The organism is Neobacillus dielmonensis (assembly GCF_000612665.1).
GTDB classification, from domain to species: domain Bacteria; phylum Bacillota; class Bacilli; order Bacillales; family Cytobacillaceae; genus Neobacillus; species Neobacillus dielmonensis.
The window spans coordinates 78,724-105,325 of sequence record NZ_HG942085.1 but is presented as its reverse complement, the minus strand read 5'-3'; the positions used below and the strand labels follow the sequence as shown (position 1 = coordinate 105,325).

Sequence of the window (26,602 nt, the reverse complement as noted above, 5' to 3'; positions counted from 1 at the left end):
AAAAGTACTAGTTTAATATAAAATGTTCGTGTTTAATTGATTTTTTTGGATAAAATTGATAAACTATGGTGGTGTTAATAAAAAAATATTGAGAAAATGCCTGATATGAGGCGGAGATAGTGTTTATCACCGATAGAAAAGGGAGACTTTCCTATTGGTCCATTATAAAATTTCGGAGGTGCCTTTATGTCATCAGTTGTCGTGGTCGGTACGCAATGGGGAGACGAAGGAAAAGGTAAAATAACAGATTTTCTTTCTGAAAATGCAGAAGTAATTGCTCGTTATCAAGGAGGAAACAATGCTGGACATACCATTAAGTTTAATGGGGAAACGTACAAATTGCATTTGATTCCTTCAGGGATTTTTAATAAAGAGAAAATTAGTGTGATTGGCAATGGTATGGTTGTGGATCCCAAGGCACTAGTTGAGGAACTTGCCTATTTGCATGAAAGAGGAATTTCAACAGATAATCTTCGTATCAGCAACCGGGCCCATGTCATTCTTCCCTACCATTTAAAACTGGATGAGGTGGAAGAAACACGTAAAGGCGCTAATAAAATTGGAACGACGAAAAAAGGAATCGGCCCTGCCTATATGGACAAGGCTGCGCGCGTCGGTATCAGGATCGCAGACTTGCTTGACCGTGAAGTCTTTGAAGAAAAGCTGGAACAAAACCTGGCTGAAAAAAATCGTCTGTTCGAACGGATTTATGAAACAGAGGGCTTCAAGAAAGAAGATATACTGGACGAGTATTATGAATATGGGCAGCAGTTTAAACAGTATGTTTGTGATACTTCAGTTGTATTAAATGATGCTTTGGATGAAGGCAAACGGGTCCTTTTTGAAGGTGCCCAGGGTGTTATGCTCGATATTGACCAAGGTACCTATCCATTTGTTACTTCCTCCAATCCGGTTGCCGGTGGTGTGACAATTGGGTCAGGCGTAGGGCCATCCAAAATCACTCACGTTGTTGGGGTTTGTAAGGCCTATACTTCCCGTGTCGGCGACGGTCCGTTCCCGACTGAACTTCATGATGAAATTGGCAGTCAAATTCGTGAGGTGGGCCGTGAGTACGGCACAACAACTGGTCGTCCGCGCCGGATCGGCTGGTTTGACAGTGTGGTTGTTCGTCATGCACGCCGTGTCAGTGGTTTAACGGACCTTTCGCTCAATTCAATTGACGTGTTGACAGGGATTGAAACGGTGAAAATTTGTACAGCTTACCGTTATAAGGATGAAATTATTACGGAGTATCCTGCAAGCTTAAAGATTTTATCACAGTGTGAACCGATTTATGAGGAGCTTCCTGGCTGGACTGAGGATATTACTGGCTGCAAGTCTCTAGATGAGTTGCCTGCCAATGCCCGCCATTATGTGGAACGTGTCACCCAGCTTACTGGAGTTCCGTTAACAACATTTTCCGTTGGCCCAGATCGTAATCAAACCAATGTGGTCCGCAGCCCATGGAGACAAATCTAACAATATACATGCCCTCTTTTTTAGAGGGCATGAAATATTTTTAAAGTTTTTTTAAAAAAGTATTGCACAATATGACAAATTCATGATAATATAAAAAACGTCGCTGAGACAAGTATTCAGCAACGAGCCATTAGCTCAGTTGGTAGAGCATCTGACTTTTAATCAGAGGGTCGAAGGTTCGAGTCCTTCATGGCTCACCATTTAAAAAAATACAATGGCCCCTTGGTCAAGCGGTTAAGACACCTCCCTTTCACGGAGGTAACACGAGTTCGAATCTCGTAGGGGTCATCGGCATTTGATTGTCAGTGAGTGACTGGCAAGGACGGTTTCCTTGCTGACGATCAATTTATATGGTCTGGTAGTTCAGCTGGTTAGAATGCCTGCCTGTCACGCAGGAGGTCGCGGGTTCGAGTCCCGTCCAGACCGCCATTTATACATAATACGGCTCAGTAGCTCAGTCGGTAGAGCACGATTGAATAAGCTTCTGAGAAATAGCATCAAGCGTATCCATCGAGCTGCTGCTTGAATAAGCTTTCTGAGATGGGGACGAAGGACTTAGGATTATCTTTTTGTAGGGGACAAACTTAATACGGCTCAGTAGCTCAGTCGGTAGAGCAAAGGACTGAAAATCCTTGTGTCGGCGGTTCGATTCCGTCCTGAGCCATAAAAACAGAAGCTTGCAATCGTGCAGGCTTCTGTTTTTTTTATTTTATTACTCGTTGATTGAAGCGGAAATCAACTGCCAGGTATAACAGATCCTTACCATTAAAACTGAATTGTAACATTACTGTAATAAAAGAACTAATTTTTTCTATTTTGACATCAATTTTGCACTATTTTATAAAATGCCAATTATCATTCAAAATAACTAGTCAGACCCTTGATATGAAAGGGTTTTCCTGAAAAGTACCCATAAGTAAATCAGGTAATTATTACTAGCATATTTCAGGGAAAAGTAGAAAAATGTCAGCTGTTATACATTTTTGTTACATTATAGAGATTCTTAAACTTTTTAAAATAAATTATGGTAAATTTAAAACAGTTAAAATTCTGGATAACTCTGAATAATAATTTTGTAAGATTCATAGGGTTTTACCGTGATTTAGGAGGAAAAGAATGTTTTCTTTCAATAATAGATTTAAGTCTAAGAGAATAATTTTAAAAACAGCGATTGCCTCTGCTATGGCAGCATCCGTCATTGCATTCAGCAGTGGACCAGTTGCATTTGCTACTTCATCAAAATTAACAACCATTTATCATGTCTACGTAAATGGTACCTACATGGGCAATGTCACTAATAAAGAAGTACTAGATCATCTTGTAGCTGAAAAGGTCGATTCAGCGAAGCAAAACTTTCAAAACATAAACTTTAACCTTGATTCCCAAATTCAATACATACCTGAGCAAGTATTTCGTACGTCTTCTGCTGTGAACGATTCAGAGACGATCCAAAACTTGAACAGCTCGTTTCAAATTCAAGCGGAGGCTGCAGCTATTGTGATTGACGGTCAGCCTATTGTCTACCTTGATAATAAAGTAACCGCTGAAGAGGTGCTTAAAAACCTTAAGCTGCAATACGTTCCGGCAGATCAATTAAGCGAATTAGAAGCTAGAAAAGCATCAATTGATCCAATCCCGCCACTTGGTGAAAACGAGACTCGTATAGTAGACGTTCGCTTATCAAAAAATGTTTCAGTAGATGAAAGAAAAATTGCACCTGAAAGCATCATGACACCTGATGCAGCACTCACCTATCTTCAAAAGGGGACGCTAGAGGAAAAGAAATATGCGGTTCAACCCGGTGATGCTATTGAAACGATTGCCCATCAGAATGGGCTGAAGACGGATGAACTATTAGCGTTAAATCCAGGCTTAACAGTAGATACACTTTTACATATCGGCCAAGAAGTCAATATTACGGCTCTAAAACCCTATGTTGAAGTAGTGGTTGATAAAGAAGTGAATCAAAGAGAAGAAATTCCTTTTACCCAGAAAACGGAAGAAGATGCTTCGATGGATAAAGGGGATACAAAAGTAAAGCAAGCAGGTCAAAATGGTGCAAGAACTGTTACTTACGCAATTTCAGAGCAAAATGGAGAAACAGTGAAAAAAGAACAAACCGATGAGCAAGTTCTTCAGCAGCCAGTTGATGAAATTGTTGTCAAAGGAACGAAAGTCGTTCCATCCCGAGGGGACGGAAGCTTAGCTTGGCCAACAGTCGGCGGATATGTATCCAGTGAAATGGGATATCGTTGGGGCAGAAAACATAAAGGTATTGATATAGCAAGACCAAGCAACAGAACCATTAAAGCAGCTGATAATGGCGTTGTTGTATCTGCTGGATGGGATAATGGCGGCTATGGCAACAAAGTCATTATCGACCATCAAAATGGAATGCGCACGCTCTATGGACATATGGAATCAATCAATGTTAAACCAGGCCAGACGGTTTCAAAAGGTTCAGCCATAGGGGTAATGGGTGCTACCGGCGATGCTACCGGCATCCATCTACATTTTGAAGTAACCAAAAATGGCAGTTTAGAAAACCCATTATCTTATCTAAGATAATAATCAATCTCTAGTCTATCTAGAGATTTTTTTTTTGAAGATGATACTGACAAATCCTACTAATAGGTGAAAATAAGCAAAAACAGTGGTAAAGTAAAATAGTATAGTTATGACTTCAAATCCGATTAGGACAGCAAGTTATCCCACTGATGGTGCCTTACTTGAGCAAAATAGGATAAAAGCGAAAAGGAGCAATGTTATGGAAAAGAAAATTCTTGTTGTCGATGATGAAAAACCAATTGCAGATATTTTACAGTTTAACCTTAAAAAAGAGGGCTATGACGTTTATTGTGCTTATGATGGTAATGAGGCACTCCGCCTTGTAGATGAAGTTCAGCCAGATTTAATTCTTTTAGATATAATGCTTCCGATGCGGGATGGAATGGAAGTCTGCCGGGAAGTTCGAAAAAAATATGAGATGCCAATCATTATGTTGACAGCAAAAGATTCGGAAATTGATAAAGTCCTGGGACTAGAACTCGGTGCGGATGATTATGTAACGAAGCCATTCAGTACGAGAGAATTGATTGCCCGGGTTAAAGCAAACCTGCGCAGACATCAACAAATTGCTGTCCAGAATGAAGCAGAGAATGAAACTAATGAGTTGATGATTGGTTCACTAGTGATCCATCCAGATGCCTATATTGTTTCAAAACGTGGTGAGACAATTGAATTGACACATAGGGAATTTGAACTGCTGCATTATTTGGCCAAACACATCGGACAGGTAATGACGAGAGAACATTTACTACAAACTGTTTGGGGCTATGACTATTACGGTGATGTAAGAACTGTTGACGTAACGGTAAGAAGGTTAAGGGAAAAAATTGAAGACAGCCCAAGTCATCCAGCATGGATTGTAACTCGCCGTGGTGTAGGTTATTATTTGCGCAATCCTGAACAGGAGTAATCTTAAATGAACAAAGTTGGTTTCTTTCGTTCGATAAAAGTAAAATTTGTTCTCATCTATGTCCTTCTGATCTTGGTAGCTATGCAGATCATCGGGGTTTATTTTGTCAGACAGCTGGAGGACACGTTAAGAACCAACTTCCAGACTTCCATTAAACAGCGGGTAGATTTGCTGCGGTTTAATATCCGTGAAGAAATGGAAAAGCAAAGGACACCTGAAGATCCCTCATTAGAGGCAGACATTAATAAATTGTTGAAAGACTTTGATACGGGTGATATTACCGAAGTAAGGGTAATTGAAAATAGATCCTTAATCATTCTAGGCACCTCCCTTCCGGGGAATCAGGATATGGTCGGGAAAAAGCAAACGGAACTTTTGGTAAAACAATCGATGGTATTAGAGGAAGATCAAAGTAAGATTCGATTGGATCAAAATACGGGTAAACGGACATGGGTGCTCTCCACCCCGATTAAATCTGGGAAAAAGGTAATTGGTGCGATCTATCTAGAGGCAAAAATTGAGAGCGTGTTTGAACAAATGAACACCATAAACAGGATTTTTGCTACAGGGACCGCGATTGCTTTGTCAATCACCGCTGTCCTAGGAGTTTTGCTTGCCCAAACGATTACAAAGCCAATTACCGATATGAGAAAGCAAGCTTTAGCCATGGCAAAGGGGAACTTTTCCCGAAAGGTTAAAGTATATGGCCATGATGAAATTGGGACACTGGCTTTGACTTTCAATAACCTAACCAAAAAACTTCAAGAAGCCCAAGCCATGACGGAAGGGGAACGAAGAAAGTTATCGTCCGTGCTGTCGAATATGACCGATGGCGTGATCGCCACGGACAGAAAGGGCCGGGTCATGCTCATCAATGAACCGGCAGCAGAAATGTTGGATGTTTCACGTGAAACAGTGATGTCGCAATCGATTATTTCTTTATTAGATTTGGATGATACCAATACCTTTGAGGATTTATTAGAAGAAAAGGAATCAATCATTTTGGATTATAGTACGAAATCTGAAACTTATATCCTAAGAGCTCACTTTTCCGTGATTCAAAAGGAGACAGGGTTTGTCAACGGGTTGATTTGTGTTCTTCATGATATTACCGAACAGGAAAAAATTGACGCGGATCGCCGGGAATTTGTTGCCAATGTATCACACGAATTAAGGACGCCATTAACGACGATGCGGAGTTATCTGGAAGCATTGGCAGACGGAGCATGGCGTGATGAAGAAATTGCTCCTAATTTCTTGGAAGTAACCAGAACGGAAACGGAAAGAATGATTCGTTTGGTTAACGACCTATTAACATTATCAAAAATGGATAGCACCGATTATCGTTTGAAAGTGGAGTGGCTGAATTTTGTCGACTTCTATAATCGAATCATTGACCGGTTTGAAATGGCAAAAGAGCAGAATGTCACTTTTAAACGATTGCTTCCTGCACATGCTATCTGGGTTGAAGTAGATGAAGATAAAATGACCCAGGTTTTATATAATATTATTTCCAATGCTTTAAAGTACTCCCCAGAAGGCGGCCAGGTTACGTTCTCGATAGAAGAAGGAAAAGAACAAATTATTGTCGGTGTATCTGACCAGGGGATGGGCATTCCAAAAGAGAGTATCGGAAAAATATTTGACCGTTTCTATCGGGTGGATAAAGCAAGGACTCGCAAAATGGGCGGAACTGGTTTAGGTCTTGCCATTGCCAAAGAAATTGTCAAAGCGCATGGAGGAACGATTGAAGCAAAAAGTCAGGAAGGAAAAGGAACAACGATTTCCTTTACGCTGCCATATGAGTGGACTGAAGAGGATGATTGGTCATGAGTTATGAAAATAGCAAATCGATTATATTAACGATTTTGGTATTAATAAGTGTTTTTTTAACTTGGAATCTTTGGACCTACCATCCTAATTACGAAAAACTAGAAAATAGCAATGTTGTCCCAGGAGTCACCTTGAGTCAAAAACAAGAGGTACAAACCATTATTAAACCTGATATGGTAATCTACCATACAAACGGGGGTTATTTTGGCACCAATAATGCCAAGGACCTGGATACAATGATTAAGGAAATGAGTAAGTGGTCATTTTTTGAAGTGGAAAATTATACGGAAGAAGCAGGTAATATAAAAGAGTTGATCAATGGAGATGGCAAGGCAGAAATTGTCTTCCCTGATGATGTGCCGATTGAGATTTACAGAAATGTGCTGAAGTTGGAGGGGAAAAAGGTGCCCTCGTTTAACTTTGACAGGATTGTCATTGACGCAAAGGATTCCGATTCGGATAACGGTGAGGTCTATTTTGTCTCAACAGAAGCCCAACAAGTGTACATCAGCCATATATCTCCTGCTAATTTGGCGGAGTTTAAAAAGGACTTTTACAAAGAGGCAGCTAGTCAGCCGCGTTATTTTGCCTATGAGCCATCAGCCAGCCGGACCATTTACTTGCCGGATGGCGAAACCAAAATGAACACATTTAAGTATTTCCCTAAAATCCTGGATTCTGAAGAATTAAAGGAAGCTCTTTTTAGCGACCCAAATTATGTGCAAAAAAGTACAGTTCCTCCCTATGAAGAATATACGAACAACTCAAGCAAATTGAGTATTAATCTTGATACGAATATTGTTACCTACATTAATCCGACTACCGAGGAGAAGTATGTAGAAAACTCTTATGATTTGGTTAACCGGAGCATTGGTTTTGTAAATGAGCATGGTGGCTGGACGGACCCTTATCGGTTTGTTTCAAAAGATGAATTTAACCGTTCTGTCACCTTCAGGCTATATACGTCAGATGGGTATCCTGTTTTTAATGGCCGCGGCCTCTCGGAAATTACTGAAGTCTGGGGCAGAAATGAAATTACTAGTTACACTCGTCCGAATATTGCTCTGGAGTTGCCTTTAACAACAGAAATGCAAATGGTCACACAACCATCTGGTCATGAGGTTTTATCTTATTTACAAAATAAGAAAAACTTCAAGTCGGAGCTTTTAGAACAGTTGGTATTAGGCTATAAGATGGAACGGGAAACGGAAGAAAATCGGTTAATTCTGTTAGAACCAGCGTGGTTTTACCGCTATAATGGCAGCTGGGGCCACATAACAATGGAAGAGTTGGGAGGTCCCGAGCATGGATTGGAGTAGAATTAAAACGATCTTTATTATCACGTTTTTGATTTTGGATGTTTATCTGCTCTTTCAATTCATGAAAAGTCGGGATGTCAATAACTATGAAATTTATACAGAGGCAACAGTGGAGCAACAGTTAAAAGATGACCAAATCAGCTATGGGGAGCTGCCAACCGTCCAAATTAAGGCGCAATATCTTAGTGCCAAACCGAAGGAATTCACTAAAAATGACCTTGGCAAGTTAAAAAGCCAAATGGTAACTCTAAGTGACTCAGGCACCACTTTGCAGGCAATATTGGACAAGCCCTATCAATTAAGTGAGAAAGTTGAACCATCGGAAGTACAAGACTTTTTAAGAGAGAATGTACTTAACGGAGAAAAGTATTTGTTTTGGAAAACCAATGAGAAAAAGAACACCATTACCTGTTATCAGCAATACGAAAATGCGCCTTTATATCAAAATATTAACGGAATGATCACCCTGGAATTTAATGCAGATCATCAAATCATTTCCTATCAGCAGACCTACCTTGGGGATATTTTAAAAATGTCATCAAAAGAAGAAGAGATCCTGACAGCCTTAAAAGCAATCGAAACGCTGCATCAAAAGGGTGATCTTAAGCCAAAAAGCAAAATAACAAAAGTTGAACTTGGCTATTCTACCTTGGTTCAATTGGCTGCCTCTCAGGTGTTGGCACCGACCTGGCGCGTGGTCGTTAATGATAAGGAGAGCTTGTACGTCAATGCATTTGAAGGGAAAATTATAGATTTTAACAGCGATGAAAAAACGAGTGTGGAGTGAGTATGAATGTCATTACGTTATAGTATTCTAGCAAGTGGCAGTACGGGTAACGCCCTCTACGTGGAATCAGACGAACATTCCTTCCTTGTGGATGCCGGTTTCAGCGGCAAGCAAATGGAAGCATTGTTTCAGCAGATTGACCGCGATATTAGCAAGCTTTCGGCGGTTTTTGTTACCCATGAACACAGTGATCATATAAAGGGCATTGGCGTTCTCGCCCGTAAGTACAAGCTTCCGGTTTATGCTAATGAGAAAACCTGGAGGGCCATGGAAAGTAACGTTGGGGTCATTCCAACTGAGCAAAAATTTGTTTTTGATATGGAGACTGTTAAAAGCTTTGGAGCGGTCGATATAGAATCCTTTGGTGTTTCACACGATGCGGCTGAACCGATGTTTTATGTTTTTCATCACTCTGACAAAAAGTTAGTGCTCATTACGGATACAGGCTATGTTAGCGATCGGATGAAAGGAATTATTTCCAACGCCGATACGTACATCTTTGAGTCAAACCATGATGTGCAGATGCTGCGGATGGGACGGTATCCCTGGAATATCAAACGGCGCATTCTAAGTGATGTTGGCCATGTTTCCAATGAAGATGCGGCACTGGCAATTGGTGATGTCATCGGCGATCGAACCAAGCGCGTGTATTTAGCCCATCTAAGTATGGATAATAATATGAAGGATTTAGCAAGAATGTCTGTCGCTCAGACGCTGCAAACAAAAGGTTTGATTGTCGGTGAACAATTTGAACTTTATGATACAGATCCAAAAATCCCAACCGTATTAACAGCAGTATAAAAACCGTGAGGCCGTTTTACTAGCCTTGCGGTTTTTATATCCATCACAAATTTAGTGTTGTTGAACAACAGTTTAAGTATTTGCTGTGTTAAAGCTGTCAATGAGATTTTTGCAAATCAACAAGTAAAACAAGGCTAATTATTTTAAAATATTGTCTCTGGAGTATAATGGTAATAGAAAAGCCAAATACAGTTATGAATCATTTCGAAAGAAAGGAATGTGAATATGGGCTATTATGATGATCATTCACAGAACCGGTATCGGGAGCAGAGAGGCAGAAGCGGAATCTTTATTGCCAGCTTAGTTGGTGCTATCCTTGGTGCCATGCTAGTGATTCTATCAATTCCCACCCTATCAAATCATGGTATTCTGCCCTATAACATAGAGACAGGTCAACAACCGGCTGTGGGCAATAAAAGTGATGATTCTCAAAAAAATGCCGTTCAACGTCAGATCTCCTATGATGTACAAACTGATACAACAGCTGCTGTGGAAAAGGCGGCAGATGCTGTTGTGGGAATTACCAATATCCAGACCCAGTCGGCGGGATTTTGGTCAAGTGGTGCAGGATCTGAACAAGAGGCGGGAACAGGCTCGGGTGTTATTTATAAAAAAGAAGGTGGAACTGCTTTTGTAGTGACTAATCATCATGTAGTTGAAGGGGCATCGAAACTGGAGGTTAGCTTAGCAGATGGGACGAAGGTTCCAGCAAAACTACTCGGCAGCGATATGTGGACGGACTTGGCGGTACTATCCATTGACGATGCAAATGTGAAAAAAACGGCAGAGTTCGGCGACTCAGACAGTCTGAAACTGGGTGAACCAGTCATTGCAATAGGAAATCCGCTTGGCCCAACTTTCTCTGGGTCAGTTACACAGGGCATCATTTCTGGACTAAAACGGACTATTCCAATGGATATCAATCAGGATGGTGTGGTGGATTGGCAGTCGGACGTCCTGCAAACGGACGCCGCGATTAATCCAGGAAACAGCGGCGGTGCGTTAATTAATATGGCGGGACAGGTAGTAGGAATTAACTCAATGAAAATCTCCCAAGAGGCTGTAGAAGGCATCGGTCTTTCCATACCGATTAATTCTGCCAAGCCCATTATTAACGATTTGGAAAGCTATGGATCGGTCAAACGGCCATATCTGGGTGTGGATTTACAGTCTGTGGAAGAAATACCGGCTTATTATCAGCAACAGGCCTTACACTTGCCTCATGATATTAATTACGGGGTTGCGATTCGCCAGGTGGTTCCAGGATCACCGGCAGATGTGGCAGGATTAAAGGCATTGGACGTTATAATCGAACTGGATGATAACAAAATTAACGATGTAATTGAGCTTCGTAAACATTTATATCAGGAGAAGAAGGTCGGCGAGCAGATGAAAGTTACCTTCTATCGAGGTGGCAAAAAACAGGAGACAAGCGTGAAGCTTGCTTCTGAGGGTATGCAATAGACTTTTCGGCAGGAAGGTGAAACCAGTAACCTTCCTGTTTTTTATTATGTTATTATTATGAAGGCTGTCAGCATGCCAGGAATGGCAAATAAATAATCGTAAAGAATAAAGATAGGAAGAAAAGGTTAAGGAGGATGACAGATGATTAATTGCTGTGAAGAACATGTAGAACTTGCATTAGATGTGGTTGTGAATGAATACGAAACATTTCCAGTATTAACAAAACTAGATGTGGATAACTTATCAACAACCTGTGAATTTTGTCAAAATCAGGCTGTATATATGGTGGCGAACAAATGATTCCATACCAAATGTGGATAAAAAATGTGAATATGTGGATAACTTCTGTGGATATCTTGTTTGTAAGCTGTTTGTAATTAAGTTGTAAAGGGCTGTGGATTGTGAATATCTCAATTATTACGGTTGGAAAACTGAAGGAAAAGTATCTGAAGCTGGGCATAGATGAATATTTAAAAAGATTATCTGCTTATGCCAAGGTGGAAGTGGTTGAAGTGGCCGATGAAAAAGCACCAGAGGAATTAAGTGCGCTGGAAATGGTACAGGTAAAGCATAAAGAGGGAGAACGGATTTTAGCAAAAATCAGCCAGGATACATATGTGATTGTATTGGCAATTCAGGGGAAAATGCAATCATCGGAGGAATTAGCGGATACGTTAGATAAGTTAGCTACATATGGCAAGAGCAAAATTGCTTTTGTGATTGGCGGATCACTGGGGTTAAGTGACGAGGTGCTGAAACGCTCCAATGAGCAGCTGTCGTTTTCGAAAATGACTTTTCCACATCAGCTGATGCGGCTGATTTTAGTCGAACAGATATATCGGGCGTTTCGGATTAATCGGGGTGAACCTTACCATAAATAGAGGCAGTTTTTTTCCTCAATTACTTTAGAAGGCCACAAAATTTGTATAAAAGTATAGGCTAAACAAGATGTATCATTTCTTACATACTTGTTTAGCCTTCCTTTTGTCTAGTATGCCAGATAATTGACTACAAGCTTACCCAAAAGGTAATTATATATTTGACTCTAATGTCGAAGCCACCTCAGAAATAATGATTTCACTTCCCAAGATAGGTGAATCCTGCCCGGAGTTAGTTGGTCCTGTATGCACTTCTTTAAAGGCATCGCTATTTTTCCATTGGGTAAAGTCTTCCATCGTGTTCCAATACATATTAACATTTAGTTCATCATATTCTGAAAGATTTTTAGTAATTAGTACTTCGACTTTTACAAATCCCTCCATTTCCTGTAAGACTCCTGGTCTTGTGAACATTGGAGCCATTTTTGCAGCAAAGCCTAATTTTGTTTTAATTCTGTTTGTTACGATAACCATTGTTTATTCCTCCTATTAGTCATTTGCAACTTTTATATGAATATCGGCCAGCATTAATTTCCCATCTTCCATTCGATATACTTTGTCACAGTAATCTAACATTCGTTCGTCATGAGTTACCATAATGGCTGCCTTATTTCTATATTTGACCTCTTTTGCAATAAGCTGGACGACTTCGTGAGCTCTTTGAGTGTCAAGACTTGCTGTAGGTTCATCTGCCAAAATAATCGAAGGATCATTCATCAATGCACGAGCAATAGCTGTTCGCTGACGTTCTCCTCCGGATAAATGTTCCGGGAATTTCTTTATTTTTGATTCTAACCCAAGCTGTTGAAGTAACTCTTTGGCATTTTCTTTATCTCTTTTTGTCACTTTACCCGTCATTTTTTTCACAACAAGTAATTGGTCGAGGACATTTAAGTACGGCACAAGATTGCTAGATTGTAATATAAAACCTATTTCTTCAAGACGTACTTTTGATAAGTCCTTCGCTTTTAAATCTCCTATTACATTTCCATTAATGGTTACCTCCCCTTCTGAGGCTTGCAGTAAGGCTCCTGCAATAGAGAGAAACGTACTTTTACCAGAGCCTGAGGGACCAACGACGGCAATAAATTCTCCTTGACCGATGGAAAGGGAAACATCACTAAGCGCAGCCACTTGATTTTCCCCCTGCTGATAGATCTTGGATACATGATTAAACGTTATTCCTGACATTACTCTATCCTCCCAATGGCTTGAAGTGGGTCTATTTTTGTAATTTTACGAATGGAAATCAATGAACTTAATATGGATATTAAGAGCAATATTATAGCATAAATGACAACAAGCTTTAGATCTAGTGTAAATGGCATTCCCTCTGGGAGAATGAGTGCTGTTCCATAGGCTAAGAGTACTCCAACAACAATACTGCTAAGTGAAAGTAGAAATACTTGTGATACTATGGTCTTACCTAAGAATCCATTACTTGCGCCAATCGCTTTTAAAATGCCAAATTGGTTGGATTTTTGCAAGGTAAGTACATAAAAGAAAACAGCTAGTACAAAGGCAGAGATGGCTAAAAGGAAGGCAAGCATCATCATAATTGTACCGTTTTCTTCCTTGTATCCGGGCATTCCTTGGATTGCGTCAGCCTTTGTTACAATCTCCGTGTTATGGAAAAGATTATTTAATTTCTGCGAATCAATATTTTCTCCTTGAAGCATAATCCCATTTACTGGATTTTTAATACCATTATCAGAACCAGGTGCGGCAAATTGTATCGAGCGCCATTTATCTAATGTGGTAAAAATGGCAGGTAAGTGATTGTACGTTTCGTTTTCTACGAATCCGATAATTTTCATTTCCTCTAATGACCCCTCTATGGTGAGTGTGTCCCCAATTTCAAAGCCCTTGTCCTTTAAGGTGTCATTAGCGATAACTTCTAGTGATTTATCATGATTAAGAGGATTTCCTTCCATTACACTTGGTTCTAAAAAACTCCCCGGAGTGATACCTAATATCGCAATATCTACTTTTTCACTTTCTTTGGAAGGAGTGGATTTTAAAACGGTAGCCATTGTGGCCCCCATCGGTGCTGCTGAAGAAACCTGATCTTGCTCCTCCAGTTCGGCCACTAAGGATTCAGGTAATAGTGAACGGCTCATAGAAGCTCTGGATCCTTCTTCAAAAGTAACATAATCTGCTTTCATATTTTTAAATGTGGCAGCACTCAGTGTGGAAAGGCCGTTTCCCAAACCTGATAGAATAAAGACTAGCCAAGCGATAAGGACGGTTATAACTCCAATCATTAGAAAACGATATTTTCCATGTTTTAATTCTTTTAAAGCTAGAAACAATGTAAGTCCTCCTTTAGATATATATGATTAGTCATAGATGATTAATTTAATAGCATTATATTATTATATGTTTGATTAGTCAACTTTGACTAATTGAGCAGAAAGGAACCAAGGGGGGGATTGATCATGCATAAATAGGAAAAGGAAACCCCATAACAAGGTTTCCTTGGATTTAGCATTACTTATAGTGGGAGAATTATTCCAAATGGAGGGCAAGCTTTCCTATCGACTTTTCAAGAAAGGCAACCTCTGCTTCTAACATTGCTATTTTGTGTTCTACCGCAAGATTGACTCCCGATCTTTCTCCGTGGGATGGGGTTTGTTTGATGAGTTCTAATATTTTCTTATTATTGTTTAATCGTTCTTCCAACGCAGGTTTTGTTTTTTCTATAGGGAGAAAATCAATAAACATTAACCCAATATCTCCCTGATAATTTACACTTTCGGCTGAAGATAAATTTTGCAATAATAATTCATAAAAATATTTTTTGCCATTATCATTAATGGAGTACACCTTTCGGGTCGGTCTATTTCCTTCTTGCTCCAACTGAATGTCAATATATCCGTTATGACTGAGTTTATCTAAAGTGGCGTAAGCAGTAGGTTTTTTCATGTCGGTAACTGCACTTAGATTTCTCTCTATAAATTCATTGATTTGGTATCCATGTTGACTTTGACTCATGAGCAATCCAAGTAAAATAAGCGAGCGTTCTTCCATTGATATCCCCCTCTCTGCTATCATCTTATGGTTTATATTTTCTCGCATATTTTATTTGTAGTCAATTGAGGGACTACCGACTACTATGGAGGGTGAACCTTAATTGGAAATGTTAAGGGAACAATGGATGGAGTCGTTCTTGAATATTCTCAAGTTGATTCATGAGTGGAGATGTAATTGACAGAATAGGTGGATTTAGCATCGTCAAAATACTCTTATTAAAACTTTTCATATTATAAGTAAGGTAAAAAACTGCTGGTTAATTGGATACCGTGAACCGTACCATAAGTAAATGAGGTTTTTCCTCAAAGACTGTACAAGCCCTTCCATTACTTATGGAAGGTGCTAGTTAATAGATGAACATTGGTTGCATAAAAGGCATGTTTTTGTTTAACTAATAAATTCTCTTCAACTGTCAGTAAGTAAGTGAGGTTTCAAATCTAGGTGAAATAGCATAAACATCATAAAAATTTGAAAAGGGAATTGGGTGTATCTAATTTCCCTCGCTTTTAGATTATAGCATCTTTGTGTTAAAAAACCTTCTTTGGCAGAAAAGTTTCCTGCAATATTAATGAAGCATTATTGAGCCTCCGTCAACCATGATTGTTTGACCAGTAATATATTGAGAATCCTCAGAGGCTAAGAATACGGCAACACGGCCGATATCATTTTCTACATCACCAAAACGCCCCATTGGAATTTTGCTTTTAACGCTTTCGTAATATTCAGGCTGTGCTTTAGCCCATGCTTGTACACCTGGAGAGTTAGCGAGTGGACTGATTATGTTTACATTAATCCCGAATCTGCCCCATTCGTTTGCTGCTACACGTGATAACCCACGAATTGCTTCTTTAGCAGCAGCATAAGCTGATTGTGTTTCATGTCCCTCAAGGCCAGCACCAGATGCAAAGTTAATAATATTGCCTTTGGACTCCTTCAAGTAAGGTAGTGCAGCTTGCATTAAATAAAATGTCGGATAAAATCCAGTACCAAATGATAAATCTAAATCTGCTTGTGTTGTTTCTTCTATTGTTTTTTGTCTCGAAGCATGGGCATTATTTACTAAAACATCTAATCTACCGTATTTATCAACAACTGTTTTAATAATTTGGCCAAGATTTTCTCGGTCCATTAAATTAGCTTGAAGGAACATGGATTGTGGAGAAAAGACTCTCAATTCTTTTTCCATTTCTTTACCGGTTTCTTCATTAACGTCTACAATAGTCACGATTGCCCCTTCTTTAACCATCGCTTTCGCCATCCCACTGCCGATCCCACCAGCACCACCAGTAATAATAACTACTTTATCATGTAATTTTCCCATTCTATAGATCCTCCTAAGTTAATAATAAATGCAGTTTTGGATCCGAACCTAATGATTGTTCACTAAGACTGTCTTCATGTTCAATAATAAATAATTAAGGTAATAGAGCCGACGTCTATGATTAATTCAATCCAAGTAACAAATCTGGATTCGTTAGAAGTTAAATATAGAACCCTCTTCCAGTTTGAAACAGTAGGGGGATTTTAAGGTTATCTTGCATTACATGGCTGTTAAGCCGCCATCAACGATGAATTCAGCTCCTGTTGAATAGCTTGACTCATCAGAGGCTAAGTAAAGCACTAAGCTTGAAACCTCTTCTGATTGTGCAACACGTTTTAAAGGAATATGTTTAGCGAATTCTTCTACTGCTGATTTAGTATCTTCTTGAATAATCATTGGGGTTGCAATAACCCCTGGGTGCACAGAGTTTACCCGAATTCCGTAATGAGCACATTCGATTGCAGCTGCTTTTGTCATACCACGAACGGCGAATTTTGTATCTGTATACCCGATGGCTCCGGCAACAATTCCATTCATTGAAGAAATATTGATAATGGAACCGCTTCCATACTTTTGCATGAACGGGATAACAGCCTTCATTCCTAGAAATACGGAAACTTGGTTAATGTCGACGATGCGGCGGTATTCTTCTTCTGTTACTGCTAAGATTGATTTTGCCATCGTAATTCCAGCATTGTTGACTAAAACATTTACTGAACCAAAGGCTTTTTCTGTTTGAGCTAAGACAGTTGCCCAATCATCAGCACTTGTGACATTGTGTTTGACAAATAAAGCGTTCTCACCAAGTTCTGCTACAAGGGCATTTCCTTTTTCTTCATTTAAGTCTGTTAAAACAACTTTCGCACCCTCTTCGATAAATTTCCGTGCATGTGATGCTCCCATCCCTTGAGCAGCACCAGTAATAATCGCAATTTTTCCGTCTAAACGTGCCATGTTTTATTCCTCCTATAAATATTATGGTATTTTAAAAATAAACTACATTTGTAAATTAACAGATTATATGAGATTTGTCTAACAAAAAAATTGATGTCATAATTATTATGTCTATTTTAAAAATTTATAGAGGGGGGGAAACCATAAACCTATGTCCAAAAACGACGATCGCCGCACCAAGAGGACGCAAAAAAAATTAAAGCATGCGTTATTGGAATTATTGAAGGAAAAGGAGTTAAACGATCTTTCGATTACGGAGGTAGCACAATATGCTAAATGTAACCGCGTCACTTTTTATTCGCATTATAGGGATTTACATGATTTATTAACTGCGATATTTGATGATTATTTAAAAGAATTAATTACTTACTTTCGTAAAAGTTATCAAAATTTAGAGCGCTTTTCGTCAGATGATGAGTACCGACATCTCCCTCTTTTTGAATTTATCTATCAAAATCAATTTGTTTTTTCCCTTATTTTAAACGGAGAAGTAGTCCCAGGATCGCAAAATCAATTTTGTGAAAGTATAGTACAGATATCTAGCACCGATTTAAAGCTGGGTGAGACAACAGAAATTGAAGTTCCTGCATTAAACTATTTCTTAACATATGGAACTCTCGGTTTTTTCAGGTATTGGATTCAGCAGGATTTCAAAGATTCTCCTGAAGTGATGGCGAAAAAATTGTCGTATCTACAAAGCAAATTGTTTAAGGAGGCAATTGTTTTTGAAGATTGAAATAGGAGAGAATTGAAGACGGTTGAAGAAAAGATAGGTTAGTTCGTACTCGATAGAAGGTGGAATAGTATGAAGAACGATATGGTGTTAAGACAAGTGGAAGTAGTACGAGCCATTACTCTCCAAAAGGTGGAATCTATTACAGAAGATATGGCTGATATTATGCCTAAGGGATTTAACAATACGATCCGTTGGAACGTTGGTCATATCTTAATTGTTCAGGAACAGATTGCTTCGAACTTTGCAGGATTGCCGCAACAACTTTCTCCGGAATTTGTCACCTTATTTGGTAACCGGACGAAACCAAGTGAATGGCAAGTAGAACCGCCAACGTTGCAAACCTTATCCAATGAATTAAAAAAGCAAACGGATTACATCAAGGAATCTCTGGGTAACCGTCTGCAGGAAAAAGCAATAAAACCCTTTGTACGACTTGGTTTTGAGATGGAAACAATTGGAGAAATTCTCACGTTTAGTTTGCACCATGAAGGAATGCATACGGGAGTTATTAATCCGATCCAACGGGCAATAGAAGGTTCCACCCCAAGTAAATGAGGTTTTCCATTCCCATTCGTTTGAAACAAAAAGGTGAAAATAAGCTTTTACCCCATGAACTCTGTCTATACATAAACGAGCTTGTCTACATATCATACCTAGAAGGTTAATATTTAGAAAGAAAGTAGGTAGATTAATGGGACAAGATGTAAAAATCATGTCTTGGGATCTCTATCTAGGCGCCGACGCAACCGTAATTATAGGGGCTGCTCCCGAACAAGTTCCGGAAATTGCCACAAGAATTTACCGTCAAGTACAAGCTACAAATTTTCCGAAACGAGCAAAGGCAATCGCCAAACAGGTTTCCAAGAAACATCCTGACTTTATTTGTCTTCAAGAGGCAGTGATATGGCAGATATTATCTCCTCCTGGTTTTGAGCCGGATATTCACTTTGAGTATGATTTTCTCAAGATACTAATTGAGGCGTTTGGAAATAGAGGTCTGAAGTATGAGGCTGTTGTGATTAATCAGAACCTAGATATTGTGGTGCCGACTAGTGAAGGGTTCCTCCTACATTTAATAGATCGAAGTGTCATTCTTGTAAAGAAACAATCTGATTTTATCCTTTCTAATGCAAATTCCGGTCGATATCAAGCAGCTTTCCTAGCTCCCATTGGCGGCCAGTTTATCCCTATTCCCAGAGGCTGGGCATCTGTTGATGTAAAAAAAGATGGGAAGATGTTCAGATTAATGACGACTCATCTCGACCATGATTCAGAGACAATACGCGATCAACAAGCAGCAGAGCTCGTACAGCTCACAGATGGGGTTGATCTCCCTCTGATTGTAACAGGGGAATTTGAATTTGATGCTGATAGCAGTCCCCCTCCTGAAGCGTACCTTTTATTTTTAAACGCAGGTTTTGATGATGCTTGGACTATTGCAGGGGAAGGTCCTGGGTTTACGTGCTGCCAGGATCCCGATTTATTAAACCTGGTATCGGGGCTTAACTTTAGGCCGAATTTAATTCTTTTTCGTGGTGACTTGAATGTGAAAAGGATGAATCTCGTTGGGAAAAGCCAAAACGACCGCACTTCGAATGCTCTTTGGCCGTCTAATGCCGCGGGGCAATTCGCTAGATTTACTTACTAAATAAGAAAGAGTCAAGAAAGCAAACTCAAAGTATAGTGGAAATCGAAGTTTCAGAGGAGTGTTAACTGCTCTACCCCGAAATGACAGGGAAAACAATATATTTAATAAGAAAGTAGGTAGAAAGAGTAATGGGAGTAAGAGTAAAGGGACAACAAGTAAGAGTCATGACTTGGGATCTCTATTTTGGCGCTGATGCTGAAATCATACTTAATACCACCCCTGAACAAGTCCCGCCAGCTGTTACAGAAATTTACCGGCAAATACAAGCTACAAATTTTCCTAAAAGAGCAAAAGCGATTGCCAAACAAGTTGAAAAGAAGAATCCTGATTTTATTTGTCTCCAAGACGCAGCAATATGGCAGCTATTTTCACCACCTGGATTTGAGCCCGTGATTCAATTTGAATATGATTTTCTTGATATTCTTCTGAAAGAGTTAAAACATAGAGGCTTGAATTATGAGGCCATTGCGTTTAATCAGAACTTAGACATCGACGTTCCGGCAAGTACCGGGTTTATCCTTCATTTCACAGATCGAAATATCATTCTCACAAAGAAAGATTCAGATTTTATTATCTCCAACATAAAATCCAGACAATATCAAGCGCATTTTCTGGCTCCTATTGGCGGCCAGTTATTTATCGAACCTAGAGGCTGGGTTTCTGTAGATGTAACAAAGGATGGGACGAAGTTCAGATTATTGACGACTCGCCTTGACTTTGATTCAGAGGAAGTACGGGAACAACAAGCTGCGGAACTAGTACAACTCACCAATACGGCTGACCTCCCATTGATCATAACCGGGGATTTTGGATTTGATGTTAATACCAATCCTCCACCGTACCACTTATTTTTGAATGCAGGTTTTAAAGATGCATGGACAATTGCGGGGGAAGGCCCTGGGTTTACGTGCTGCCAGGATTTTGATGTCTTAAACCTAGAATCGCAGCTTAGCAGAAGATCAGATTTAATTCTTTTTCGTGGCAACCTAGCTGTGAAAAAGATTGATATAGTTGGAGAAAGCCAGAATGACCGGACTCGAAATGCTCTTTGGCCGTCTAATTCTGCGGGGCTCGTTGCTGATTTTTTAATTTTTAAAAAGAGGCATTAAAGAAAAAAGAATGTCTGTGAGCTTATTTCCATAGTAGCCAGAATAGCAGGCAGGGGATTCCTAATAAAAAGGGATCCCTTGCTTTCCTTTTTTGAGACTATTTAGTACAAAAAGTACAGCCTAGCCAACAAAAGGAGTTTTAATGGGAAACGGCAGTTTCTTGAATGAAATATTGGGATGTCCCCTGTTGTGTATAGAAATTGCCCCCCTCATTTTAGATGCGTTACGTTGAACTCTAACATAAGTAAATGAGGTTTCAGTTGTGACACCTTGTAAACGTAATATGGTTGACTCTCGAAATGATTGTATACAATAATAAGAGCACGATAAAAAACTTTTTGATAGGATGACAAGATGAAAAAAGAAGTCACTTTAACGATAAAAGGCAAGTTTGTAAATAAGTATAAAAGCGGTTATCCGCTCATATCAAAGGAAGCTATTCTTAATTTGAACGAAGTTACTAAAGAAGGAACCATTATCCGTCTCGTTGATGAGAAGAACAGGTTCATCGCAAAAGGCTATTATGGCAAACAAAACAAAGGTTATGGGTGGGTTCTTAGTCGAAACGAGAATGAACAGATCGACCAAAGGTTTTTTGTGAATAAATTGAAAGATGCAATCAACTATCGGGAGCCGTTTTTTAATAGCCGGGATACCAACGCTTTCAGAATCGTAAATGGTGAAGGTGATGGTTTAGGCGGATTAACGATAGAGTATTTTGATGGCTACTATTTAATCAACTGGTATAGCAAAGGAATCTACCACTTTCGGGAGTATATTATCAATGCTCTGAAAGAATTGGTTGAATTTAAAGCCATTTATCAAAAGAAAAGATTTGATGTCAGCGGAAAGTATATTGAAGAAGATGATTTCGTAGCGGGAGAAAGAGGAACCTTCCCGATTATCGTAAAAGAAAATGGAGTAAACTTCGCTGTTTACTTAAATGAAAGTGCGATGGTCGGTGTATTTTTAGATCAAAGGGATGTCAGAAAAAGGATCCGCGATGCTTATGCGAAAGGGAAGAACGTACTAAACACCTTTTCCTACACAGGTGCGTTTTCAGTATTTGCTGCCTTAGGAGGCGCAGTAAAAACGACAAGTGTGGATTTAGCAAATAGAAGCTTAAACAAGACTATTGAGCAGTTTAGTTTGAATGGAATAGATGATGAAGCACAGGATATTATTGTTGAAGATGTGTTCCATTACTTTAAGTATGCGGTGAAAAAGCAGCTAGAGTTTGATATGGTAATCCTGGATCCCCCAAGCTTCGCAAGGTCAAAAAAAACCGTATTCAGTGCCGAAAAGGATTACAAAAATCTTTTAAAAGAGGCTATTGCGATAACAAAAGATGAGGGGATGATCGTTGCATCCACCAACTCAAGCTCTTTTAATATGAAAAAATTTAAAAGTTTTATTGATCAGGCATTTAGTGAAACAAACAGGAAATATCAGCTTGTTGAGGAATTTTCCCTTCCGAAAGACTTTAAGACAATAAAAGAATTCCCAGAAGGCAACTATCTTAAGGTTGTGTTTATAAAAAAATTATCGTAGAAAAAGGCAAATGTTAGCCAAATCTGTTTATGAGTAATGAAAGACACAAAGTTATTCCTTCTGATAAAATGGTAATTATAAAACAAATTATACAAAACATGAAAAAATACAGATACAGGAGAAACCAAATGATTAGAGTGGTATGTAAAGGAAAGCTTAAACCTGAGGCTAATATTGAAAATTATTTGAGTCTGGCTAGAGAAGTTGTCCAGGAAACCAGAAAAGAAAAAGGATGCATCATGTACACCTACCATCAAGATATCAATGACCCATTGGTCCTTACCACAATCGAAGAATGGGAAGACGAAGAGGCGCTTCAACAGCATAATCAAAGTGAACATATTAAGAGATTGGTTCCCGAACTGCGAAAAATGCGGGAAAGTACAGAACTTAATATTTATCGCGAAATATAAAGAGTGCCTAGTCACTGGAGAGTTATAAAAAAGCCGAGGATTCAAGTAATCCTCGGCTTTAAATGTTAGTATTTTATTTTATCTTAAACTTACGTTAACAGTTTTAGTAGTACCATCATCAAGGGTAATTGATATTTTATAAGTACCTGCTGTTAACCCCTTAGTACTTAAGTTGAAGATGTACTGTTTGGATGTTGGGTCGTATCTAAATTCATTTCCAGCATTTGCGTTACTATTAACACCAACCTCAGAAACAGTACCTAATACCATATCAGTAATTTTTCCAAATGAAATGGATGCATGGGCAGTCGAAATAAAATTGCCACTGATATTTTTTAGTTGGAATTTCACAGGTATTGTGCTTCCAGCTTTGAAAACACTGGCCCCGTCACTGTCAATAGGTTGAAGGATTCCACCATAATTATATACAACTGTATAGCTTACAGTCTTCTCGACTGTGTTTCCGGCATTATCGGTTGCAGTGATAGTTTGAGTATGTTTGCCAGGCGTACTTGTATCGATTGTTCCGCTTGCAGGAGTCGCAAGTCCGGACAATGCATCCGATGCAGTCCAAGTTGCAACTTGATTTAATGTATAGGTAACATTGTCATTAATTGTAATAACCGGTGCCGTCTTATCAATATTGATGCCGGATACTGTAGTGGAAGCAGAGTTACCGGCCTTATCAATTGCGATACCAGTGGCAGTTTTGTCAGTACCTTCCCCAAGTGTAACCAGCTCTGTGGCGCTGGCAATTCCTGATAATGCATCAATGGCTGTAAAGCTTACCGTTACATCATGGTTATACCATCCTGCTGCATTAGGCGAACTATCTGCCGCACCGCTGATAGTTGGCACCGTTTTATCAATATTGATGTCGGACACAGTAGTAGAAGCAGAGTTACCGGCTTTATCCGTTGCAGTACCGGTGGAAGATTGACTGGCCCCTTCCCCAAAGATAACTGGTTCTGTGACACTAGCAATTCCTGATAATGCATCATCGGCAGAAAAGCTTACGGTTACATCCTTATTGTACCATCCTGCTGCATTAGGTGAACTGTCTGTTACTCCGCTGATGGTTGGCGCCGTTTTATCAATATTAATGCCAGACACTGTAGCTGAAGAGAAGTTACCTGCGTTATCTAATGCAGTACCAATGACAGTTTGATCGGGTCCTTCCCCAAGGGTATTTGGCTCTGTAACACTGGCAATCCCTGATAATGCATCCTCAGCTGCAAAGCTTACCGTTACATCATGGTTAAACCAGCCTGCTCCATTAGGGGTACTATCAATGATGCCAATAATTGTTGGAACTGTGTCATCAATCGTGTAGGTAAAATCTTCTAATGTTGAATTACCAGCTTTATCAGTGGCCTTAACCGTAACAGTGTGAGTACCTTCCGTAGTTACCAGTGCCTGTGGGTTAGTAACTACTGCAGTATCGAGATTCGCATCAGTTGCAGTAAAGATATTATTGACATTAAAATTTGTTGACTTGAAGAACCAATCATTTGGATAATTAAATGCAATAGTTGGCGCAGTATCATCGATGGTATAAGTTAAGCTTTTTGTAGTTTCATTACCGGCAGCATCTTTAACTGTAACAGTTAGCGTATGAGTTCCTTCTGCTAAATTTAATTCGTCTGCAACAACGCTTACTACACCAATATTATCTGATTCGCTGTAATAGTTGCCTCCATTTAGAAGACTTTCCACATCCTGTGAAGTCATGTAACCTCCATCCGGGATGTTAAAATCAACTTGAGGTGGAGTATTGTCAATTGTATAGGTAATCGACTCGGCCGTTTCATTTCCTGCTTCATCAGTGGCAGTAACTGTTACGGTATGCTGACCCTCTGTTAAATCAAGTGAAGCATCAGATACATTCTTTAAGTGAGCATCAGTTGCCGAAAAGAAAGAATTTTTAATAGATTCTAATGCACTTGATTGATAGAAGCCGCCGTTTTGAAGCGCTGAATTAAATTTAATAACTGGTACCGTATTATCCACGTTGTAACTAACTGTTTTTACCGTTTCGTTATCGGCCTTATCAACAGCAGAAACAGTAGCTTCATAAGTTCCATCTTGGTCATCTACTAAAGCTGAAGCATTTACGCTTAATAAGTTAGCATCAGTAGCTGTATAATAATCACCCAGTGCCTCTAAGCCTACTTTGTTGTAATACTTGGTTGGGTCGAGCTTAATGGTTACACTAGGAGCAGTATCGTCAACCGTATAAGAGGCACTTGTACTGCTTGAGTTTCCGGCCAAATCAGACGCAATTACCTTCACACTCTGATTGCCCTCTCCAAGGTTAAGTGATGGTGCATTCACACCATTAGGATTTGGGTGAGCATCTGTTACTTTATAATAAGGGTTAAGACTTGATAGAACACTAGATTTATAGAATCCATTGTTAGAAAAATTAAAGGTAATCACCGGCGCCGTATTGTCTACAGTGTAATGAATCGTTTCAGTGGCCGTATTTCCAGCTTTATCAGTTGCCGTTATCACAGCTTCATGGTCACCCTCAGTAGTATCTAGAAGCGTTCCAGAAACTGTACCTGGATTTGCATCTTGGACGGAATAGTAGGTTGACCCCATATTTTGGAGTGTGGTCTCATTATAAATACCATCATCCACTAAAGTTGTTGAAATGGTAGGAGCAGTATTATCGACAGTATAGGTAGCACTAGCACTGCCGACATTTCCAGAACCATCTGTAGATGTTACTGTGACTGTATGGGTGCCTTCTGTGTTATCCCAACCGGTAACCAATTCTGTATGACTATTTGCCTCCACAATAGAATACTGTGGTGAAACAGGGAGCGCACTAGACTTATAATACCCATTGTTGGCCGGAGAGGAGATGGTTACAACCGGAGCGGTAGTGTCTGATGAAATAACGTTAACGGTAAATTTGTCAATAACTTCGTTTATAATTCGATTCTTATTATTTGTTCCATTCGTTGCGTTTTCGACAGTCATTTTAATTGGTACTGTTATATTACCTGCGGATAAATTAGCGGCAACAGTTACACTTGCTGGGATGATTAATGTACCATTTTGTGCCATCTTTGCCGATTTAGACGGAGTGTCTGAAATAACTGAGCCATCTGACTTTAGGTAGTATTTAGTGTCTACTGACACATCTGCGTCGACATTGTAACCAGTCGGTACTGTTACTTCAATGGTAAAATTAACTGTTTGACCCGAAGCGATGGTTACAACACCATTTTGAGAGATTGCAGTAATTTCAACTGAAGGATCAACAAATGCAAACACAGGAACCCCCGTCTGCAGTGCCCCTGTAAGGGTAAGAGCAGCAACAGTACTCACTGCAGCCTGCTTCCTGAACCTCTTCTTCATTTTTTTTAACATAATCTTCACTCCTCTTAATATGTAAGAGGGCCGGTTACACTAGTAGCTCCTTATAGCCCAAGTGTCCAGTTACAGGCTATAATTCAACGCTTCCCAATAATGATTGGAATATCCATACATTATTGTTCAGATATATCTCGTGGCCACATCCAATATATCGAACAGCATTTCTATGAAGTAATTATAAATGAAACAATAGTCGAAAAGTACCAAATACATTCGACAAGACGCAACAAAAAATCGACAAAATTCCTTCAGAAAAATGGGTCTATAGTTAACCGTTAATATAATGATGGGACTACGTTATCTTTAATGAAGATCTTGTTAAAAAGTAACAGCACCTCTCCTATTATCATGGAGAGGTGCTGTTTTACAATGCATATCTAGATGAAGAGCATTTGTTGCATAAATAGTCGT

General features: G+C 39.4%; 23 protein-coding genes, 4 tRNA genes and 1 riboswitch. Of the genes, 20 read left to right on the top strand and 7 right to left on the bottom strand.

All coding sequences use genetic code 11. The annotated features are described in order from the left end of the window. Positions 1 to 186: 186 nt before the first annotated feature. The 14 genes from BN2425_RS22010 to rlmH all read left to right on the top strand — a co-directional run bounded on the left by BN2425_RS22010 (position 187) and on the right by rlmH (position 12,042). Positions 187 to 1,479, top strand: a complete 1,293-nt coding sequence (locus tag BN2425_RS22010) for an adenylosuccinate synthase (RefSeq protein WP_042464228.1) — start codon at positions 187 to 189, stop codon at positions 1,477 to 1,479. A 124-nt stretch (positions 1,480 to 1,603) separates the two neighbouring features. Then, a tRNA-Lys gene (locus tag BN2425_RS22005) sits at positions 1,604 to 1,679 on the top strand. A gap of 16 nt (positions 1,680 to 1,695) precedes the next feature. After that, positions 1,696 to 1,767 (top strand) — tRNA-Glu (locus tag BN2425_RS22000). Between the two features lie 64 nt (positions 1,768 to 1,831). Continuing rightward, positions 1,832 to 1,908 (top strand) — tRNA-Asp (locus BN2425_RS21995). A gap of 162 nt (positions 1,909 to 2,070) precedes the next feature. Beyond that, positions 2,071 to 2,143 (top strand) — tRNA-Phe (locus tag BN2425_RS21990). Between the two features lie 452 nt (positions 2,144 to 2,595). After that, a complete protein-coding gene (locus BN2425_RS21985) occupies positions 2,596 to 4,047 on the top strand; it encodes a peptidoglycan DD-metalloendopeptidase family protein (RefSeq protein WP_042464226.1) in 1,452 nt (483 codons plus the stop codon). A 199-nt stretch (positions 4,048 to 4,246) separates the two neighbouring features. Further along, a complete protein-coding gene (gene yycF / locus BN2425_RS21980) occupies positions 4,247 to 4,957 on the top strand; it encodes a response regulator YycF (RefSeq protein ID WP_042464224.1) in 711 nt (236 codons plus the stop codon). A 6-nt stretch (positions 4,958 to 4,963) separates the two neighbouring features. Then, positions 4,964 to 6,790, top strand: coding sequence for a cell wall metabolism sensor histidine kinase WalK (gene walK / locus BN2425_RS21975; RefSeq protein ID WP_042464222.1), 1,827 nt, complete (start codon positions 4,964 to 4,966; stop codon positions 6,788 to 6,790). Continuing rightward, positions 6,787 to 8,109, top strand: coding sequence for a YycH family regulatory protein (locus BN2425_RS21970; protein ID WP_042464220.1), 1,323 nt, complete (start codon positions 6,787 to 6,789; stop codon positions 8,107 to 8,109). Before walK ends, BN2425_RS21970 begins: the two co-directional genes overlap by 4 nt. Then, entirely contained in the window at positions 8,096 to 8,896 is an 801-nt protein-coding gene (locus BN2425_RS21965; protein ID WP_042464218.1) for a two-component system regulatory protein YycI, read from the top strand. The genes BN2425_RS21970 and BN2425_RS21965 overlap by 14 nt, the downstream gene beginning before the upstream one ends. Positions 8,897 to 8,902: 6 nt before the next feature. Further along, positions 8,903 to 9,697: an MBL fold metallo-hydrolase gene (locus BN2425_RS21960; RefSeq protein WP_042464215.1), complete on the top strand. Its 795-nt coding sequence runs from the start codon at positions 8,903 to 8,905 to the stop codon at positions 9,695 to 9,697. 225 nt (positions 9,698 to 9,922) lie between these two features. Continuing rightward, the gene (locus BN2425_RS21955; protein ID WP_042464213.1) at positions 9,923 to 11,161 is read left to right on the top strand and encodes a trypsin-like peptidase domain-containing protein; all 1,239 of its coding nucleotides are present in this window, start codon (positions 9,923 to 9,925) and stop codon (positions 11,159 to 11,161) included. Between the two features lie 141 nt (positions 11,162 to 11,302). Next, positions 11,303 to 11,461, top strand: coding sequence for a CxxH/CxxC protein (locus BN2425_RS21950; RefSeq protein WP_074433116.1), 159 nt, complete (start codon positions 11,303 to 11,305; stop codon positions 11,459 to 11,461). Between the two features lie 101 nt (positions 11,462 to 11,562). Further along, complete coding sequence (gene rlmH / locus BN2425_RS21945; RefSeq protein WP_042464211.1) at positions 11,563 to 12,042, top strand: 23S rRNA (pseudouridine(1915)-N(3))-methyltransferase RlmH; 480 nt, start codon at positions 11,563 to 11,565, stop codon at positions 12,040 to 12,042. A gap of 150 nt (positions 12,043 to 12,192) precedes the next feature. On the opposite strand, the gene BN2425_RS21940 is transcribed toward rlmH, so the two are convergent. From BN2425_RS21940 to BN2425_RS21915, 6 genes are all read right to left on the bottom strand, one after another. After that, on the bottom strand, positions 12,193 to 12,513 hold the full coding sequence (locus BN2425_RS21940; RefSeq protein ID WP_042464209.1) for a heme oxygenase: 321 nt from the start codon (positions 12,511 to 12,513) through the stop codon (positions 12,193 to 12,195). A gap of 15 nt (positions 12,514 to 12,528) precedes the next feature. Further along, positions 12,529 to 13,230 (bottom strand): ABC transporter ATP-binding protein, encoded by a 702-nt coding sequence (locus tag BN2425_RS21935; protein ID WP_042464207.1) that lies wholly within the window; start codon positions 13,228 to 13,230, stop codon positions 12,529 to 12,531. After that, positions 13,230 to 14,351 carry an ABC transporter permease gene (locus tag BN2425_RS21930; protein ID WP_042464204.1) on the bottom strand — a complete coding sequence of 374 codons (1,122 nt, stop codon included), beginning with the start codon at positions 14,349 to 14,351 and terminating at the stop codon, positions 13,230 to 13,232. The genes BN2425_RS21935 and BN2425_RS21930 overlap by 1 nt, the downstream gene beginning before the upstream one ends. A gap of 196 nt (positions 14,352 to 14,547) precedes the next feature. Further along, positions 14,548 to 15,069, bottom strand: coding sequence for a PadR family transcriptional regulator (locus BN2425_RS21925; RefSeq protein ID WP_042464202.1), 522 nt, complete (start codon positions 15,067 to 15,069; stop codon positions 14,548 to 14,550). 568 nt (positions 15,070 to 15,637) lie between these two features. Beyond that, positions 15,638 to 16,393 carry an SDR family NAD(P)-dependent oxidoreductase gene (locus BN2425_RS21920; protein WP_042464200.1) on the bottom strand — a complete coding sequence of 252 codons (756 nt, stop codon included), beginning with the start codon at positions 16,391 to 16,393 and terminating at the stop codon, positions 15,638 to 15,640. A 219-nt stretch (positions 16,394 to 16,612) separates the two neighbouring features. Continuing rightward, positions 16,613 to 17,347, bottom strand: coding sequence for a glucose 1-dehydrogenase (locus BN2425_RS21915; RefSeq protein WP_042464198.1), 735 nt, complete (start codon positions 17,345 to 17,347; stop codon positions 16,613 to 16,615). Positions 17,348 to 17,498: 151 nt separating this feature from the next. Here BN2425_RS21915 and BN2425_RS21910 point away from each other — a divergent pair, with 151 nt between their 5' ends. The 6 genes from BN2425_RS21910 (at position 17,499) to BN2425_RS21885 (ending at position 22,804) form a co-directional block, all read left to right on the top strand. Beyond that, on the top strand, positions 17,499 to 18,083 hold the full coding sequence (locus BN2425_RS21910; protein WP_042464196.1) for a TetR/AcrR family transcriptional regulator: 585 nt from the start codon (positions 17,499 to 17,501) through the stop codon (positions 18,081 to 18,083). 69 nt (positions 18,084 to 18,152) lie between these two features. Beyond that, on the top strand, positions 18,153 to 18,638 hold the full coding sequence (locus BN2425_RS21905) for a DinB family protein (protein WP_042464193.1): 486 nt from the start codon (positions 18,153 to 18,155) through the stop codon (positions 18,636 to 18,638). Positions 18,639 to 18,774: 136 nt separating this feature from the next. Then, positions 18,775 to 19,731 (top strand): exonuclease/endonuclease/phosphatase family protein, encoded by a 957-nt coding sequence (locus tag BN2425_RS21900; protein ID WP_042464191.1) that lies wholly within the window; start codon positions 18,775 to 18,777, stop codon positions 19,729 to 19,731. A gap of 128 nt (positions 19,732 to 19,859) precedes the next feature. Further along, the gene (locus tag BN2425_RS21895) at positions 19,860 to 20,840 is read left to right on the top strand and encodes an exonuclease/endonuclease/phosphatase family protein (RefSeq protein WP_042464189.1); all 981 of its coding nucleotides are present in this window, start codon (positions 19,860 to 19,862) and stop codon (positions 20,838 to 20,840) included. Between the two features lie 354 nt (positions 20,841 to 21,194). Further along, positions 21,195 to 22,391 carry a class I SAM-dependent rRNA methyltransferase gene (locus BN2425_RS21890; protein WP_042464187.1) on the top strand — a complete coding sequence of 399 codons (1,197 nt, stop codon included), beginning with the start codon at positions 21,195 to 21,197 and terminating at the stop codon, positions 22,389 to 22,391. Between the two features lie 128 nt (positions 22,392 to 22,519). Then, the gene (locus BN2425_RS21885; RefSeq protein ID WP_042464185.1) at positions 22,520 to 22,804 is read left to right on the top strand and encodes a putative quinol monooxygenase; all 285 of its coding nucleotides are present in this window, start codon (positions 22,520 to 22,522) and stop codon (positions 22,802 to 22,804) included. Positions 22,805 to 22,882: 78 nt separating this feature from the next. On the opposite strand, the gene BN2425_RS21880 is transcribed toward BN2425_RS21885, so the two are convergent. Beyond that, complete coding sequence (locus BN2425_RS21880) at positions 22,883 to 26,185, bottom strand: Ig-like domain-containing protein (RefSeq protein ID WP_042464183.1); 3,303 nt, start codon at positions 26,183 to 26,185, stop codon at positions 22,883 to 22,885. Positions 26,186 to 26,204: 19 nt separating this feature from the next. Next, positions 26,205 to 26,288, bottom strand: a riboswitch (cyclic di-GMP riboswitch). Between the last annotated feature and the right edge of the window lie 314 nt (positions 26,289 to 26,602).

What these genes read in the sequence shown, in the direction of transcription:
- BN2425_RS21915 (WP_042464198.1), bottom strand. Translation starts at nt 17,347, where the DNA reads ATGGCACGTTTAGACGGAAAAATTGCGATTATTACTGGTGCTGCTCAA.
- BN2425_RS21960 (WP_042464215.1), top strand. Translation starts at nt 8,903, where the DNA reads ATGTCATTACGTTATAGTATTCTAGCAAGTGGCAGTACGGGTAACGCC.
- BN2425_RS21925 (WP_042464202.1), bottom strand. Translation starts at nt 15,069, where the DNA reads ATGGAAGAACGCTCGCTTATTTTACTTGGATTGCTCATGAGTCAAAGT.
- BN2425_RS21885 (WP_042464185.1), top strand. Translation starts at nt 22,520, where the DNA reads ATGATTAGAGTGGTATGTAAAGGAAAGCTTAAACCTGAGGCTAATATT.
- BN2425_RS21965 (WP_042464218.1), top strand. Translation starts at nt 8,096, where the DNA reads ATGGATTGGAGTAGAATTAAAACGATCTTTATTATCACGTTTTTGATT.
- BN2425_RS21890 (WP_042464187.1), top strand. Translation starts at nt 21,195, where the DNA reads ATGAAAAAAGAAGTCACTTTAACGATAAAAGGCAAGTTTGTAAATAAG.
- BN2425_RS21955 (WP_042464213.1), top strand. Translation starts at nt 9,923, where the DNA reads ATGGGCTATTATGATGATCATTCACAGAACCGGTATCGGGAGCAGAGA.
- yycF (WP_042464224.1), top strand. Translation starts at nt 4,247, where the DNA reads ATGGAAAAGAAAATTCTTGTTGTCGATGATGAAAAACCAATTGCAGAT.
- BN2425_RS21950 (WP_074433116.1), top strand. Translation starts at nt 11,303, where the DNA reads ATGATTAATTGCTGTGAAGAACATGTAGAACTTGCATTAGATGTGGTT.
- BN2425_RS21935 (WP_042464207.1), bottom strand. Translation starts at nt 13,230, where the DNA reads ATGTCAGGAATAACGTTTAATCATGTATCCAAGATCTATCAGCAGGGG.
- BN2425_RS21880 (WP_042464183.1), bottom strand. Translation starts at nt 26,185, where the DNA reads ATGTTAAAAAAAATGAAGAAGAGGTTCAGGAAGCAGGCTGCAGTGAGT.
- BN2425_RS21970 (WP_042464220.1), top strand. Translation starts at nt 6,787, where the DNA reads ATGAGTTATGAAAATAGCAAATCGATTATATTAACGATTTTGGTATTA.
- BN2425_RS21940 (WP_042464209.1), bottom strand. Translation starts at nt 12,513, where the DNA reads ATGGTTATCGTAACAAACAGAATTAAAACAAAATTAGGCTTTGCTGCA.
- BN2425_RS21900 (WP_042464191.1), top strand. Translation starts at nt 18,775, where the DNA reads ATGGGACAAGATGTAAAAATCATGTCTTGGGATCTCTATCTAGGCGCC.
- BN2425_RS21905 (WP_042464193.1), top strand. Translation starts at nt 18,153, where the DNA reads ATGAAGAACGATATGGTGTTAAGACAAGTGGAAGTAGTACGAGCCATT.
- BN2425_RS21910 (WP_042464196.1), top strand. Translation starts at nt 17,499, where the DNA reads ATGTCCAAAAACGACGATCGCCGCACCAAGAGGACGCAAAAAAAATTA.
- BN2425_RS21985 (WP_042464226.1), top strand. Translation starts at nt 2,596, where the DNA reads ATGTTTTCTTTCAATAATAGATTTAAGTCTAAGAGAATAATTTTAAAA.
- walK (WP_042464222.1), top strand. Translation starts at nt 4,964, where the DNA reads ATGAACAAAGTTGGTTTCTTTCGTTCGATAAAAGTAAAATTTGTTCTC.
- BN2425_RS21920 (WP_042464200.1), bottom strand. Translation starts at nt 16,393, where the DNA reads ATGGGAAAATTACATGATAAAGTAGTTATTATTACTGGTGGTGCTGGT.
- BN2425_RS22010 (WP_042464228.1), top strand. Translation starts at nt 187, where the DNA reads ATGTCATCAGTTGTCGTGGTCGGTACGCAATGGGGAGACGAAGGAAAA.
- BN2425_RS21895 (WP_042464189.1), top strand. Translation starts at nt 19,860, where the DNA reads ATGGGAGTAAGAGTAAAGGGACAACAAGTAAGAGTCATGACTTGGGAT.